The sequence below is a fragment of the Streptomyces sp. MGP-P1 genome (assembly GCF_057766565.1).
This window is the reverse complement of record NZ_JBYMEM010000001.1, coordinates 1,072,622-1,087,557: the sequence shown is the minus strand read 5'-3', so window position 1 is coordinate 1,087,557 and position 14,936 is coordinate 1,072,622. Positions and strand designations below refer to the sequence as shown.

General features: G+C 70.2%; 15 protein-coding genes. 5 read left to right on the top strand and 10 right to left on the bottom strand.

Features of this window, described 5'->3' with window-relative positions; translation table 11 throughout:
• Nucleotides 1-2: 2 nt before the first annotated feature.
• The gene (locus AC3CH1_RS04895) at nt 3-428 is read right to left on the bottom strand and encodes a Rid family hydrolase (protein WP_279569510.1); all 426 of its coding nucleotides are present in this window, start codon (nt 426-428) and stop codon (nt 3-5) included.
• Nucleotides 429-593: 165 nt separating this feature from the next.
• Here AC3CH1_RS04895 and AC3CH1_RS04890 point away from each other — a divergent pair, with 165 nt between their 5' ends.
• The 4 genes from AC3CH1_RS04890 to AC3CH1_RS04875 all read left to right on the top strand — a co-directional run bounded on the left by AC3CH1_RS04890 (nt 594) and on the right by AC3CH1_RS04875 (nt 4,068).
• Nucleotides 594-1,103: a MarR family winged helix-turn-helix transcriptional regulator gene (locus tag AC3CH1_RS04890; protein WP_488461720.1), complete on the top strand. Its 510-nt coding sequence runs from the start codon at nt 594-596 to the stop codon at nt 1,101-1,103.
• A 365-nt stretch (nt 1,104-1,468) separates the two neighbouring features.
• Nucleotides 1,469-2,617: a class I SAM-dependent methyltransferase gene (locus tag AC3CH1_RS04885; RefSeq protein ID WP_488461719.1), complete on the top strand. Its 1,149-nt coding sequence runs from the start codon at nt 1,469-1,471 to the stop codon at nt 2,615-2,617.
• Nucleotides 2,618-2,628: 11 nt separating this feature from the next.
• Entirely contained in the window at nt 2,629-3,252 is a 624-nt protein-coding gene (locus tag AC3CH1_RS04880; protein WP_488461718.1) for a DUF1796 family putative cysteine peptidase, read from the top strand.
• A gap of 63 nt (nt 3,253-3,315) precedes the next feature.
• On the top strand, nt 3,316-4,068 hold the full coding sequence (locus tag AC3CH1_RS04875; RefSeq protein ID WP_488461717.1) for a PIG-L deacetylase family protein: 753 nt from the start codon (nt 3,316-3,318) through the stop codon (nt 4,066-4,068).
• Between the two features lie 78 nt (nt 4,069-4,146).
• On the opposite strand, the gene pssA is transcribed toward AC3CH1_RS04875, so the two are convergent.
• From pssA to AC3CH1_RS04835, 8 genes are all read right to left on the bottom strand, one after another.
• A complete protein-coding gene (gene pssA / locus AC3CH1_RS04870; protein WP_403769487.1) occupies nt 4,147-4,974 on the bottom strand; it encodes a CDP-diacylglycerol--serine O-phosphatidyltransferase in 828 nt (275 codons plus the stop codon).
• 22 nt (nt 4,975-4,996) lie between these two features.
• Nucleotides 4,997-5,644, bottom strand: a complete 648-nt coding sequence (locus AC3CH1_RS04865) for a phosphatidylserine decarboxylase (protein WP_003965076.1) — start codon at nt 5,642-5,644, stop codon at nt 4,997-4,999.
• Between the two features lie 180 nt (nt 5,645-5,824).
• Nucleotides 5,825-7,030, bottom strand: a complete 1,206-nt coding sequence (locus tag AC3CH1_RS04860) for an acyl-CoA dehydrogenase family protein (protein WP_488461716.1) — start codon at nt 7,028-7,030, stop codon at nt 5,825-5,827.
• Nucleotides 7,031-7,079: 49 nt separating this feature from the next.
• A complete protein-coding gene (locus tag AC3CH1_RS04855) occupies nt 7,080-7,583 on the bottom strand; it encodes a MaoC family dehydratase (RefSeq protein ID WP_488461715.1) in 504 nt (167 codons plus the stop codon).
• A 2-nt stretch (nt 7,584-7,585) separates the two neighbouring features.
• Nucleotides 7,586-8,608 carry an HpcH/HpaI aldolase/citrate lyase family protein gene (locus AC3CH1_RS04850; protein WP_488461714.1) on the bottom strand — a complete coding sequence of 341 codons (1,023 nt, stop codon included), beginning with the start codon at nt 8,606-8,608 and terminating at the stop codon, nt 7,586-7,588.
• The gene (locus AC3CH1_RS04845; RefSeq protein WP_488461713.1) at nt 8,605-10,617 is read right to left on the bottom strand and encodes a protein meaA; all 2,013 of its coding nucleotides are present in this window, start codon (nt 10,615-10,617) and stop codon (nt 8,605-8,607) included. Before AC3CH1_RS04845 ends, AC3CH1_RS04850 begins: the two co-directional genes overlap by 4 nt.
• Nucleotides 10,618-10,626: 9 nt before the next feature.
• Nucleotides 10,627-11,964, bottom strand: coding sequence for a crotonyl-CoA carboxylase/reductase (ccrA, locus tag AC3CH1_RS04840; protein WP_488461712.1), 1,338 nt, complete (start codon nt 11,962-11,964; stop codon nt 10,627-10,629).
• A 354-nt stretch (nt 11,965-12,318) separates the two neighbouring features.
• Nucleotides 12,319-13,116 carry a GNAT family N-acetyltransferase gene (locus AC3CH1_RS04835; RefSeq protein ID WP_488461711.1) on the bottom strand — a complete coding sequence of 266 codons (798 nt, stop codon included), beginning with the start codon at nt 13,114-13,116 and terminating at the stop codon, nt 12,319-12,321.
• 159 nt (nt 13,117-13,275) lie between these two features.
• On the opposite strand from AC3CH1_RS04835, the gene AC3CH1_RS04830 reads away from it, so the two are divergent.
• Entirely contained in the window at nt 13,276-14,052 is a 777-nt protein-coding gene (locus AC3CH1_RS04830; protein ID WP_488461710.1) for a restriction endonuclease, read from the top strand.
• A gap of 1 nt (nt 14,053) precedes the next feature.
• On the opposite strand, the gene AC3CH1_RS04825 is transcribed toward AC3CH1_RS04830, so the two are convergent.
• Nucleotides 14,054-14,872, bottom strand: coding sequence for a TetR family transcriptional regulator (locus AC3CH1_RS04825; protein WP_488461709.1), 819 nt, complete (start codon nt 14,870-14,872; stop codon nt 14,054-14,056).
• Nucleotides 14,873-14,936 lie beyond the last annotated feature (64 nt).

Sequence of the window (14,936 nt, the reverse complement as noted above, 5' to 3'; positions counted from 1 at the left end):
GTTCAGTTCCCGGAGCCGACGATCGCGGTGACGCGGATCTCCACGCGCATGGCGGCCAGGCCGAGGACCGTGACGCCGGTCTCGGTCCAGATCGGCGCACGGCCGTCGAGGCGGCGGCGGAACTGCTCGGCCATGACCCTGTTGTGGTCGTCGCCGATGACGTCGTCCCCCGGTGCGACCTTGTGGTACGAGTTCACGTGGATGACGTCCTTCCAGGTCGCTCCGACCGTGGCGAGCGTGCGTTCGACATTGTCGAACGCCTGGACGATCTCGTCCTCCAGTGAGTCGGGGATGGCCAGGTCGTCGTCCACCCCGGCCTGGCCGGAGATCTCGACCCGGTCGTCGACGCGGACGGCCCCGCTGTAGCCGAGGGCCGCGTGCAGCTTTTCGCCGAAGCCCGGAGTGACGCCGAAGGTGACTGTGCTCATGATGCTTCCTCTTCCTGTCCGTCGGAGGCGCTTCCCGGGCTGCGTGCGGAGGCGTGCCAGGATGCGCGTATCCTCTCGTATGAGTTCACGCGTGAAGTGATACTAGCGAGCAATGACTTCAAGCGCAAAGTGATGGCAGATGTCGCCGAAGGAGCGGGAAGATCCATGAGCAGCACGGAAGGGCCCATGAGCGGTACGGGAGAACACCAGGACGACGAGGACCCGCGCTGGCTCGACGAGCAGGAGAAGGCGGCCTGGACGGGACTGATCTCCCTGGTCCTGCTGCTGCCCGGCAAGCTGGAGTCGCCGCTGCGCCAGGAGCACGGCCTCACCCTGTTCGAGTACCTCGTGCTCAGTCATCTCTCCGAGGCCCCGGGGCGCAAGCTGCGGATGGGAGAGCTCGCCTTTCTCGCCAGCGGGTCGCTCTCCCGGCTGTCCAACGTCGTCAAACGCTGTGAACATCGCGGCTGGGTCGTACGGACCCCCGACCCGGCCGACGGCCGGTACACCCTCGCCGAACTCACCGAAGCCGGCTTCGACATCGTGCGCCTGGCCGCCCCCACGCACCTGCGCGCCGTTCGCGCCGTCGTCCTCGACTCGCTCAACGCGACCGACCAGAAGGCACTCACCCGGATCGCCGAGAAGCTCCGCATCGTCCCCGACGACTTCGGCTGACGGGCGGGGAGGGCGGGCGGCCCGGCCCTCGGCGCAGACGGCGATCAGCCCGACCGCGTCGTACGCCTCCGCCCCGAACGACGGCCGCGCACCGGGGAAGCGTTCGCGATGGTGAGCGACATGCAGGCCGACCGCGGATGGCCGGATCTCCACCGTCGGGCGTGAGCGGGAATCCGGTTCCGGCGCGGCGCCAGTGGGGGGCTCCGGCCTCGGGCGGCCGCTCTTCCGGGCTTCATGATCGGCGGAAAATTGGTCTGGACCACATGGATGTGCCGGTGATTAGCTCGTTCCGGACCCCGCGCCTTCGGGCCGGGTTCGCCAGCTTTTGACCATGTCCTGTCGAGTCCTGCTGAGGGGATCCATCCGTGATCGACATCGTGGCGGTACTCAGGGCCGAGGACGCGGCTCTGGACTTCCTCTCCGTGATCGGTGGCCAGGAGGCCGAGGTCCACGTCCTGTGCGGCGACACCGGCGAGCGACTGGTGCTCCCGGCGGGCCGGCCGCTCGCCGAACGGCTCGACGCCCTGGCCCCGCTGGTCGGGCCGGTCGACGAGCACGCCGCCTCTCCCGGTCCCGAGGCGCTGGCCGCCCTCGTCGAGGCCTCGGCCCAGGGCGGCCCGGCCCGTCTCTGGACCCACTCGCCCGCCGACACCCGGCGCAGCCGCGGCCGTCTCGGTCGGGACGCCGCCGACGCCGCCGGGGAACGGCCCGTCCTGCACGCCGTCGGCCACTCGCCCTACCTCCAGTTCATCAGCGACCTGGACCGCCCCCTGGACCGGGCCGCGGTCGCAGCCAAGCTCGGCTTCGTCAACCGGCACTGCGGTCACCTGCTGCGCACCGCCTCGGAGGAGCACGTCGTCCGGACCGGACGGGTCCACGCCACCGAACGCTTCTTCGCTGCGGGACCCGACGAACGCGAGCGGCTGTTCGCGCTCCTGGCCAGCCTCGACGAGGACGCCGCCTCGGTGCCCGATCCCTGGGAGTTCGCCACGTCCGCCTACGAGGCGGAGCGGCTGGACAGCACCGTCGCGTGGATCGCCGGACACCGTCCACCCGGCAGCGGCCCCCTCGTCGAGGTCGGGGCCTGCGAAGGGGCCCTCACCGCCCGGCTCGTGGACAAGGGCTTCACCGTCCACGCGACCGAACCCAACCCGGTCTTCCGCCACCGGCTGTCCGCCCACGCCGGGGACACCGCCCACATTCACGCGGAGTCCCTGGAGGACCTGGCCGCCCGCCCGGCACTCCCGGGCGCGGCCTACCTCCTGGTCGAGATGCTCTACTACGGCCAGGACCTCGCCCTGCTCGACCGCCTCCCCACCGACCTGGTCTTCGTCGCCCTGGAACCGGAGACGCTCGCAGCCCGGCTGACCCCGTGGCTGGAGCACACCCCGCACTGGGAGAAGGCCGACGAGACGCCGCTCGTCGCCCCGGCGCTGGAAGCCGTCTGCGGCGGCCGCGCGTATCTGAGCAAGCGCGGCAGCATCGGCGTCCTGCTGCGGCGCACCGGCGTCTGACGGAGTCCGCGATGTACGACGTCTGCGTCGGGCTCGGCTACCACTGCGAGTCGACCTACCAGCTCCGCCGGATCACCGGCGTCGAGCGGGCCCACTTCTTCGACTGGCTCGACCTCGATCTCGTCGCCGTGCAGGAGACCATCGAGGCCGACTTCGCCAACGTCCTCCGTCCCGGCCTCGGCGAACCGTTCAGCGACGGCGCCTGCGTGCGGGACCGGGGCTCCAACATCCGCTTCTTCCACGAGTTCCACGCCCCGGAGGGCGCCCCGCTGACCCCGGCCCTCATCGCCGAGCAGCATCCGGCGGTCCGGGCCAAGTTCACCCACCTCGCCGACCGCTGGCGGGCCCTGACCGCGTCCCGGTCCCGCGTCCTGTACGTCCACCACGACGCGTTCGACGAGAGCGGCGCCCCCGAACTGGCCGACCTGCACCGGTTGCTGCGTACCCGTTACCCGGACCACGACTTCGACCTGCTGTGGCTGCGCCGTACGCCCCCGACGGACCCCGCCGCCCTCCCGCCCGGCGTCCTGTGGGGCACGGCCGCCCTCAGCCCGGGCCGCTGGGAGGGCGACGACGCCGCGTGGGACGCCGCCCTGGCCCCGCTGGACATCCCCCGTCGCGCCCCGGGGCCCTGACCACCGCACCCGGCGCCCTCACCGCCCGCCCGCCGAGCCGCCCGCAACCCCTCCGGAGGAACCGTGCCCACCGCCGTACCCCCGCCCTGGCGCACCGTCGTCGTCTCGCCGCACTTCGACGACGCCGCCCTCTCCCTCGCGGGACTGCTGCCCACCCTGCCCGGCCCCCTCGCGGTGGTCACCGTCCACGGCGGCTCCCCGGCCCCCGGCCTCCCGGTCTCGGGGTGGGACGCCCTCTGCGGCTTCAGCTCCGCCGTCGAGGCGTACCGGGCGCGGCGCGCCGAGGACGCCCGCTCCTGCGAGCTGCTGGGGGCAGAGCAGGTCCTCGTCGACCACCCCGACGGCCCGTACGTCGGCGAGGGCGACGAGCCCGCCGGCCTCGACCCTCTGCTGCGCTCGCTGGCCCCCGGCACCCGGGTGCTCGTACCACTCGGTACCAACCAGTCCGACCACGAGGCCGTCCGGCTGCGCACCCAGCGCGTCCTCGCCGCGGCCGGGGCCCCCGAGCCCTGGGTGTACGCCGACCTGCCCTACACCGGACACCTCCCCGAATGGGGCACCCCCGGGGCGGGCGAGGCACTGGCCGCGAGCGAGGACTGGGGGCCGGCCTACCAGGAGCTGAACCGCACCCGCCGGCTCACCGTCCGCCATGAGCTGGTGCTCTCCGACGAGCAGTGGGCGGCCAAGCGCGAGGCGGTCCTGTGCCATGCCTCCCAGCTCGCCGCGCTGGCCCCCGTCCACGGAGCGGTCCTGTCCCGGACGGGCCCGCTGCGCGCCGAGCTGATCTGGAGCCCGGACCCCCGCGACGACGGCTGACGCGGCGCCGGGGAACGCACGAGGGCCCCGGATGCCGGGGAGCATCCGGGGCCCTCGCCCTGTTTCACGTATCCACCGCTACGGCAGCTGTGCCGCCCGCGCCTCGCGCCGGTTGTCACGGAACGTGTTCACCCGTCGCGCCGTGGCGAACAGCGGGATCACCGCGCCGAGCACCACCTGGAGCGCGCAGCCGGTCTGGAGCAGCAGCTGACCGCCGGGCGCGTCGAACGCCCACGCGGCGAGCAGCCCCATCGCGGCCACGATCCAGCCGAGCATCGCCACCGCGAGGACGCCCCGCGGCTTGGGGTACTCCACCCGGCTCACCATCAGCCACGCCACACCGACGATGGCGAGCAGCGTCGGGATGAAGGGCAGCTCCAGGAGCACGATGGAGACGACCGTCAGCGCTCCGAAGGGGCTCGGCATGCCCTGGAACATGCCGTCCTTCAGCGTCACGCAGGAGAATCTCGCCAGCCTGAGCACCACCGCCAGCAAGACGACGATCGCCGCCAGTGCCGACACCCGCTGATGGGCGTCGTCGGCGACCATGCCGTACACGAGCACGAAGTAGGCCGGTGCGAGCCCGAAGCTGATGAGGTCCGAGAGGTTGTCCAGCTCGGCGCCCATCGGCGAGGAGCGCAGCTTGCGCGCCACGAGGCCGTCGAACAGGTCGAAGATCGCGGCCATCAGCATGAGGATCACGGCGGTGGCGGCCGAATGCCGGGCCATGCCCGTCTCGTCGCTGCCCGTGAGGTGCGGGATCAGAATGCCCGTGGTGGTGAAGTACACCGCCATGAAACCGCACGTCGCGTTACCGAGCGTGAGCGTGTCCGCTATCGACAGCCGCATGGAGAGCGGCATGTCCTCCGCGCCGTCGACGTCGTTCTCGTCGTCGGCCTCCGGCACCCAGCCGGCCTTGGTATCAGGATCAATCACGGTCAATTCGAGTCACCCCCGCGGTGGTGGCCTGACCGACCTCGACCGCGACATCGATACCCTCCGGGAGGTAGATGTCCACGCGCGAGCCGAAGCGGATCAGGCCGATGCGCTCGCCCTGCTCCACCTTCGTGCCCTCGGGGAGGTACGGCACGATCCGACGGGCGACCGCTCCCGCGATCTGCACCATCTCGATGTCGCCGAGCTCGGTGTCGAAGTGCCAGACAACGCGCTCGTTGTTCTCGCTCTCCTTGTTGAACGCCGGAACGAAGCCGCCCGGGATGTGCTCGACCGACGTCACGGTGCCCGCCAGCGGAGCGCGGTTGACGTGAACGTTGAGCGGGCTCATGAAGATCGCGACGCGGGTGCGCCCGTCCTTCCACGGCATGATGCTCTGCACCACACCGTCGGCCGGGGAGATGACCCGGCCGTCAGTGATCTCGCGCTCGGGGTCACGGAAGAACCACAGCATGCCCGCCGCGAGCGCGGTGGTGGGCACAGCCACTGCTGCCCAGCGCCCCGACTTGCGGGCGCGGGCCAGGCTGAGGGCTGCGGTGGCGACGGTCGGCAGGAGCCACGGCGATGCTCCGCGGGCGATGCGGACCCCGCCGCGGGATGCGGAGGAAGTGCTGTCGGGCATGAATGACCTTCGTAGCGGATGATGCCGCGCTGGCAACGGGGGACGGCGGCTTTCCGGCGATGGTATCGGTTGCCGGGCGCAACTGGGCAAGCCAGCAGCCGAGTCGGACGGCGGAAAGGCACCCGTCGAGGGTGACCCGGTGTGATGTTCTTCGCCACCAAATCACCCCGAAAGGGACAATCAGCCCTGGAATCGGTACTCCTCCAAGAGGCGTCGGCCAATGATCATTTTCTGGATCTCGGCGGTACCTTCACCGATCAGCAGCATCGGTGCCTCGCGGTAGAGGCGCTCGATCTCGTACTCCTTGGAGAAGCCGTAACCGCCGTGGATACGGAAGGCGTCCTCGACGACTTCCTTGCAGTACTCGGAGGCGAGGTACTTCGCCATCCCTGCCTCCAGGTCGTTTCGTTCCCCGGAGTCCTTTTTGCGTGCCGCATTCACCATCATCGCATGAGCGGCTTCGACCTTGGTGGCCATTTCGGCCAGTTTGAACTGGATCGCCTGGTGCTGGGCGATCGGTTTGCCGAAGGTGTGACGCTGCTGCGCGTACGAAACACCCAGCTCGAATGCACGTTGTGCGACACCGCAACCACGCGCGGCGACATTCACCCGGCCGACCTCGACGCCGTCCATCATTTGGTAAAACCCCCGGCCGGTCGTGCCCCCGAGGACGCGATTGGCCGGAATGCGCAGGTCGTCCATGATGAGCTCGGTCGTGTCGACGCCCTTGTAGCCCATCTTGTCGATCTTTCCGGGGATGGTCAGGCCGGGCCGGACCTCTCCGAAGCCGGGCTCCTTCTCGATGAGGAAGGTGGTCATCGACTTGTGGGGCGCGGTGCCCTCCGGGTGGCCTTCGTCACTTCGGCAGAGTACGGCCACCAGATTCGATGTTCCGCCGTTCGTCAGCCACATCTTCTGGCCGTTGAGAACGTACTCGTCGCCGTCCTTCACACCCTTCGACGTGATCGCCGAAACATCCGAGCCGAGCGCCGGCTCCGACATCGAGAAGGCCCCGCGCACCTCTCCCAGCGCCATCCGCGGCAGGAAGGTGTCCTTCTGTTCCTGGGTGCCGTGCTGCTTGAGCATGTAGGCCACGATGAAATGCGTGTTGATGATGCCCGAGACGCTCATCCAGCCGCGCGCGATCTCCTCCACGCACAGCGCGTAGGTGAGCAGCGACTCGCCCAGCCCCCCGTACTCCTCGGGGATCATCAGCCCGAACAGGCCGAGTTCCTTCAGCCCTTCGACGATCTCCGTGGGGTACTCGTCGCGGTGCTCCAGCCGGGTAGCGACCGGAATGATCTCCTTGTCGACGAAATCCCGGACCGTGGCAAGGATTTCCCACTGGATGTCGTTCAGACCGGCGGTCTGGGCGAGTCGCGTCATGGCTGCTTCTCCTGTGGCTTCACGCGGATGGCCTTAAGGCTGCACACGGTTACTTGGCGGGCGTCGGGCGGCCGGGCTGCTCGCCGCCGCGCTCCTTGATGTACGTCTCGGTGGGGACCAGCACCTTGCGCCGGAACACGCAGACGACGGTGCCGTCCTGCTTGTAGCCCTTGGTCTCCACGTACACGATGCCGCGGTCGTTCTTGGACTTCGACGGCGTCTTGTCCAGCACGGTGCTCTCGCCGTAGATCGTGTCGCCGTGGAAGGTCGGCGCGATGTGCTTCAGCGATTCGACCTCCAGGTTGGCGATGGCCTTTCCGGAGACGTCCGGCACCGACATGCCGAGCAGCAGTGAGTAGACGTAGTTGCCGACGACGACGTTCTTCCCGAAGTCGGTCGTCTTCTCCGCGTAATTGCTGTCCATGTGCAGCGGGTGGTGATTCATGGTCAGCAGACAGAAGAGGTGGTCGTCGTATTCCGTGACCGTCTTTCCTGGCCAGTGCTTGTAGACGGCACCGACCTCGAACTCTTCAAAGGTGCGTCCGAACTGCATGATCAGGCCTCCGGGGCTTCGAACTCGGTGGTGCGCCGCATTCCGGCGGCCCGGCCCTTGCCCGCGATCACCAGCGCCATCTTGCGGCTGGCCTCGTCGATCATCTCGTCGCCGAGCATCGCGGAGCCCTTCTTGCCGCCCTCCTCGGAGGTGCACCAGTCGTAGGCGTCGAGGATCATCTCGGCGTGGTCGTAGTCCTCCTGCGAGGGCGAGAACACCTCGTTCGCCGCGTCGACCTGACCCGGGTGCAGCACCCACTTGCCGTCGAAGCCGAGGGCGGCGGCGCGGCCGGCCACCTCGCGGTAGGCGTCCACGTCACGGATCTGGAGGAACGGCCCGTCGATCGCCTGGAGGTCGTGCGTACGGGCCGCCATCAGGATGCGCATCAGGATGTAGTGGTAGGCGTCCGCCGGGTAGCCGGGCGGCTGCTGGCCGACGACCAGGGTCTTCATGTTGATCGAGGCCATGAAGTCTGCCGGGCCGAAGATCAGCGTCTCCAGGCGGGGCGAGGCGGCGGCGATGTCGTCGATGTTCACCAGGCCCTTGGCGTTCTCGATCTGCGCCTCGATGCCGATCCTCCCGACCTCGAAACCCATCGTCTTCTCGATCTGCGTCAGCAGCAGGTCCAGCGCCACGACCTGCTGGGCGTCCTGGACCTTCGGCAGCATGATGCAGTCGAGGTTCGGCCCCGCGCCCTCGACGACCGTGATGACGTCCCGGTACGTCCAGTGCGTCGTCCAGTCGTTGACCCGCACGACCCGGGTCTTGCCGCTCCAGTCACCGTTGTTCAGCGCGTCCACGATGGTGTGGCGCGCGCCCTCCTTCGCGAGCGGCGCGCACGCGTCCTCCAGGTCCAGAAAGACCTGGTCGGCCGGGAGGCCCTGGGCCTTCTCCAGGAAGCGCGGGTTCGAGCCCGGCACGGCCAGACACGAACGGCGGGGGCGCAGCCGGTTGACCGAGGAGCGCGCGGCGGAGCCGCTTGCTGCCGGGGCGGTGGCGGGCGACGGATGGGCGGGCGTGGTCATGCGGGGACCTCCAGAGGGTCGAGCTTGTTCGCTTTCCGGATCTCGTCGACGATACGGCCGATGATCTCGGTGATGCCGAAGTCCTTCGGGGTGAAGACGGCGGCCACACCGGCTTCGATGAGTGCGGCGGCGTCGGCCGGCGGGATGATGCCGCCCGCGATCACCGGGATGTCCGGGGCCCCGGCCTCGCGGAGCCGGTGCAGGACGTCGGGGACGAGCTCGGCGTGCGACCCGGACAGGATGGAGAGCCCCACGCAGTGCACGTCCTCGGCGATCGCCGCGTCGGTGATCTGCTCGGGGGTCAGCCGGATGCCCTGGTAGACGACCTCGAACCCGGCGTCCCTGGCCCGTACGGCGATCTGCTCGGCCCCGTTGGAGTGCCCGTCCAGGCCCGGCTTGCCGACCAGCAGCCGCAGCCGCCCCACGCCCAGGTCGGCGGAGGTGCGGGTGACCTTCTCGCGGACCAGGGCCAGCGTGCTGCCCGGTTCGGCGGTGACCGCCACCGGGGCCGAGGAGACCCCGGTGGGCGCGCGGAACTCGCCGAAGACGTCCCGCAGCGCCCAGGACCACTCGCCGGTCGTGACGCCCGCGCGGGCGCACTCGACGGTGGCCTCCATCATGTTCTCGGTGCCCGCGGCGGCCTTCTTCAGCGCGGCCAGCGCCTCGGAGGCGCGCGTCTCGTCGCGGTTGTCCCGCCACTCGTGCAGGGCGGCCACGACGCGGGCCTCGTTCTCGGGGTCGACCGTCATGATCGCGCCGTCGAGGTCGGCGGTGAGCGGGTTGGGCTCGGTGGACTCGTAGATGTTGACGCCGACGATCTTCTCCTCGCCGCTCTCGATCCGGGCCCGCCGCGCCGCGTGCGAGGAGACCAGCTCCGACTTGAGGTAGCCGGACTCCACGGCCGCCATCGCGCCGCCCATCTGCTGGATCCGGTCGATCTCCGCCAGCGACTCCTCGACCAGCGAGTCCACCTTGGCCTCGATGACGTGCGAACCGGCGAAGATGTCCTCGTACTCCAGCAGATCGCTCTCGTGCGCCAGCACCTGCTGGATCCGCAGCGACCACTGCTGGTCCCAGGGCCGCGGCAGCCCCAGCGCCTCGTTCCAGGCCGGCAGCTGTACGGCGCGGGCGCGGGCGTCCTTGGAGAGGGTGACGGCCAGCATCTCCAGGACGATGCGCTGGACGTTGTTCTCCGGCTGGGCCTCGGTCAGGCCGAGGGAGTTGACCTGGACGCCGTAGCGGAAACGGCGCTGCTTGGGGTCGGCGATGCCGTACCGCTCGCGGGTGACGCGGTCCCAGATGCGGCCGAAGGCGCGCATCTTGCACATCTCCTCGATGAAGCGGACGCCCGCGTTCACGAAGAACGAGATCCGGGCGACCACGTCACCGAACTTCTCCTCGGGCACCTGGCCCGACGCGCGGACCGCGTCGAGCACCGCGATGGCGGTGGACATGGCGTACGCGATCTCCTGGACCGGGGTGGCCCCCGCCTCCTGGAGGTGGTAGCTGCAGATGTTGATCGGGTTCCACTTGGGGATACGGTCGACCGTGTACGTGATCATGTCCGTGGTCAGCCGCAGCGAGGGCACCGGCGGGAAGACGTGCGTCCCGCGTGAGAGGTACTCCTTCACGATGTCGTTCTGCGTGGTCCCCTGGAGCTTGTCGGGATCGGCCCCCTGCTCCTGGGCGACCACCTGGTAGAGCGCCAGCAGCCACATGGCGGTCGCGTTGATCGTCATCGAGGTGTTCATCTGCTCCAGGGGGATGTCCTGGAACAGCCGCCGCATGTCACCGAGGTGCGAGACGGGAACACCGACACGGCCCACCTCGCCGCGGGCGAGAATGTGGTCCGGGTCGTATCCGGTCTGCGTGGGCAGATCGAAGGCGACCGAGAGCCCCGTCTGGCCCTTGGCGAGGTTGCGGCGGTACAGCTCGTTGGACGCCTCGGCGGTCGAGTGGCCGGCGTACGTCCGCATGAGCCAGGGCCGGTCCTTCCGACGTTCGTTCATCGCAGAACCTCAGACGTTGCGGAAGCGGTTGATGGCGTCGATGTGCTGCTCGCGCATGTCCCGGTCGCGCACGCCCAGGCCCTCGCGGGGGGCCAGGGCGAGGACGCCGACTTTGCCCTGGTGCAGATTGCGGTGGACGTCGTACGCGGCCTGGCCGGTGTCCTCCAGGGAGTAGACCTTGGAGAGCGTGGGGTGGATCTTGCCCTTGGCGATCAGCCGGTTCGCCTCCCACGCCTCGCGGTAGTTGGCGAAGTGGGAGCCGATGATCCGCTTGAGCGACATCCACAGGTAGCGGTTGTCGTACTCGTGCATGTAGCCCGAGGTGGAGGCGCAGGTCGTGATGGTGCCGCCCTTGCGGGTGACGTAGACCGATGCGCCGAAGGTCTCGCGGCCCGGGTGCTCGAAGACGATGTCGATGTCCTCGCCGCCCGTGTACTCGCGGATGCGCTTGCCGAAGCGCTTCCACTCCTTGGGGTCCTGGGTGTGCTCGTCCTTCCAGAACTTGTAGCCCTCGGCGTTGCGGTCGATGACCGCCTCGGCGCCCATGGCCCGGCAGATGTCGGCCTTCTCCGGGCTGGAGACGACACAGATCGGGTTGGCGCCGCCGGCCAGCGCGAACTGGGTGGCGTAGGAGCCGAGTCCGCCGCTGGCGCCCCAGATCAGCACGTTGTCGCCCTGCTTCATGCCCGCGCCGTTGCGCGAGACGAGCTGGCGGTACGCGGTGGAGTTGACCAGGCCCGGGGACGCGGCCTCCTCCCAGCTGAGGTGCTGGGGCTTGGGCATCAGCTGGTTGGACTTGACGAGGGCGATCTCGGCGAGTCCGCCGAAGTTCGTCTCGAAGCCCCAGATGCGCTGCTCCGGGTCGAGCATCGTGTCGTTGTGACCGTCGGAGGACTCCAGCTCGACCGAGAGGCAGTGCGCGACGACCTCGTCACCCGGGTTCCAGGCGTTCACGCCGGGCCCGGTGCGCAGGACGACGCCCGCCAGGTCGGAGCCGATGACGTGGTACGGCAGGTCGTGGCGCTTGGTCAGCTCGCTGAGCCTGCCGTAGCGCTCCAGGAAGCTGAACGTCGAGACCGGCTCGAAGATCGAGGTCCAGACGGAGTTGTAGTTCACCGAACTGGCCATCACGGCGACGAGGGCCTCGCCGGGGCCGAGTTCGGGGACCGGGACGTCGTCCAGGTGGATCGACTTGCGCGGGTCCTTGTCGCGGGTTTCGAGCCCCGCGAACATCTCCGCCTCGTCCTTGTGCACGGTGATCGCGCGGTAGGACTCGGGGAGGGACAGGGCCGCGAAGTCCGCGGCGGTGCTGTCCTCGGATTGGATCGCGTCCAGGATTTCCTTCACGGTGTTGCCTCCGGTGATGCGGCGTCGAGGGAACGCTTGAGGGGCCCTGCTGGCAGGGGGGTGCGGTGTGGAGGTGTTTGCCGTCGGTTCGGCGGGGTGGAGCTCGGCTCTGCCCGGTGGAGCAGAAGGGTGCCTGTGACGCAGGCGTCCGGGCGCGCAGCACGGTGGTTGCGGGGACAGCCGGCGTACGTGTGAGGTCTCAGCACGCCGGCCGCCCGGACACCTTCAACGTATGGCACTCCGTGACACCTGACAAGGCACCCAGTGCCAACAATTTCTCTCACTTGTCATCCCATGGGCACGCATGAGCAACACGATGGGTGTTACGGGACGTTCTGTCCTGCTGGCAGGCGGCTACTGGGTCCGGCGGTACACATACGGCGTCGTCGTGCCGAGCGCCGTGAAGCCGAGCCGGACCAGGATCGGGGCCGACATGTCCGTCGCGTCGACCTGGAGGTAGCGGTAGCCGCGCCCGGCGGCCTCGGCGGCCCGGTGGGCGACCAGGGCCCGGTACAGGCCCCTGCCGCGCCACTCGGCGACCGTTCCGCCGCCCCAGAGCCCGGCGAAACCCGTGCCCGGGTACAGCTCCATGCGGGCCGAGCTGACCGGCTCCCCGTCGGCCATCGCCACCAGCGCCACGAAGTCGTCCGGAGCCCGCTCCAGTCGCGTCAGCACCTGGTGGCGCAGCCGGCCCGCGTCCGTGCCGAACGCCCGCTCGTGGGCCAGCGCCATCAGCTCCGCCCCGGCCGCGTCGGTCACCGGGCGCAGGGTGACGCCCTCGGGCAGCCCCGCTCCGGGCAGGGCGGTCAGCCCTTCGACGGGGGCGACCAGCAGGGTCTCCGGCGGTTCCGGTACGAAACCGGCCGCCCGCAGCCGGTCGCCCAGGTCGGCCGGCCGGTCATGGGAGTAGAGCTTCCACTCGAACTCCCCGTGGCCGAGCGCGGTGTAGTGCCCGATCTGGGCCCTGATCGCCGCGTCGGCCCCCGCGGCGTCCAGCTCCGGGTCCGACCAGACGACGCCGTTCCAGTCGTCGGGGCCGCCGACCTGCCGGACGACGGGCCCGGCGCGCTCCACGTGTACGCCGGGCCCGTCCGGGCGGGCGTGCTCGCGCATCGCGCGGTCGTACAGGTCGCGTACTTCGTCGGTTCGCATCCGCGCACCTCAGCACGGCGACGACCGGCGGACCAGCGAATTTCGGCCGTGTCCGTGCGGAACGGCTCCGGTTCGACGCGTCGGAAGCCCGGCCCGGGGCAGGTGGTCCAGGTAAGTGATCTTGAATGGGCCGCAGAAGCAGACAGGGGTGGGGAACCGATGGCGATACCGATCCGCAGACGGAGCGTCCGGGAGCGGCGCACTCCCTTCGACCTCAGGCGCACCACCTTCGGATTCGCGCTGATCGCACTGATCGTCGCGGGCGGCGGGATGGGCCTGCGGGCCGCCTGGCGCAGCACCGGGCGCCACCCGGCCGTCGCCGTGCTGCTGGTCCTCCTGGCCCTCGTCGTGGCCGTCCTGGTGCTGCGCCGCCGACGACGGGCCCGGCGGGTCGCCGAGACCGTCACGGAAGCGGCGTACGGGATCGTCGACGCGGGCCTCGCGGAGCTGGACGCCGCCGAAGAGGCCCGCGTCGAGGCCCGCGTCGAGGCCCGCGTCGCCCCTCCGGAGACCGCCCACCCCGTCGACTACGCGCAGCTGGACCCGTACGTCTTCGAGGAGGCCGTGGCCGAACTCTGCCGCCGCGACGGCTGCGTGGACGCCGAGGTGGTGGGCGGCGCGGGCGACCTGGGCGCGGACGTCCTGGCGACCACCCCGGACGGCCGCCGCCTGGTCGTCCAGTGCAAGCGCTACGGGCCGGACAACCGGGTCGGCTCCCAGGACCTCCAGCGGTTCGGCGGCACCTGCTACGCGGTCCACGAGGCGGATGTCGCGCTCGTCGTGTCCACCGGAGGCTTCACCGGGCCCGCGCTCGACTACGCGGAGCAGTGCGCCATCCTCTGTTACGGCCCCGAGGAACTGGCCGCCTGGAGCGAGGGCGCCGCACCTCCGCCCTGGGAGGCGGCGGTGGCGGCCCCGGCCGAGCAGGACGCCTGACTCAGCGGTCCTTGAGCGCCTGCTGGATCGTCCGCATGACCTCGTCGAGAGGGGCGTCGGTGCGCGCCACCGCGACGAGCACCTCGCCGTCCGCGGCCACCGTCGCGGCCGGGGCGCGCTCGGGATCGGCCCCGGCGGTCCGGCCCGCGCCGATTCCCGTGCCGAAGGTGTCGCGCACGATGGCGAAGGCACGATCGAGCTGGGCCTCCACATCGCCCTGCCCGCCCGCCCGCAGCCAGCGGCGCAGCACATGGTTGTGCGCGGTGACCACGGCGGACGCGGCGACCTCCGCGAGCAGCGGGTCGTCGTTGCCCACGTGGTGGTCGCGCTCGTCGAAGTGGCCCAGGAGATAGCGGGTGAACAGCCGCTCGTAGCGGGCCACCGACGCGATCTCGGCCTCCCTGAGGGTCGGTACCTCACGGGTCAGTTTGTAACGGGCCACGGAGACGGCGGGCTTGGCCGCGTACATCTTCATGACCTCTTTGATGCCGCGGCAGACGGTGTCGAGCGGGTGCTCGTGCGCGGGGGCGGCGTTGAGGACGGCCTCGGCCCTGACGAGGGTGTCGTCGTGGTCCGGGAAGATCGCCTCTTCCTTGGAGCGGAAGTGGCGGAAAAAGGTCCGCCGGGCGACGCCCGCGGCACCCGCGATCTCGTCGACGGTGGTCGCCTCGTAGCCCTTCGTCGCGAAGAGCTCCATCGCGGCGGCGGCCAGTTCACGGCGCATCTTGAGCCGTTGGGCGGCGGCGCGCGTCCCCGCGGTGGTGGTCTCCGGGGCGTCGGTCGCGGCGGTGGCACGGGGTGACTTGGCGGGCTGGGACATGGCATGAACGTAACGCATCGGTGCGGGAGGGCGCGCCTGCGGGGGCGGACCGCCGGAGGCTCCC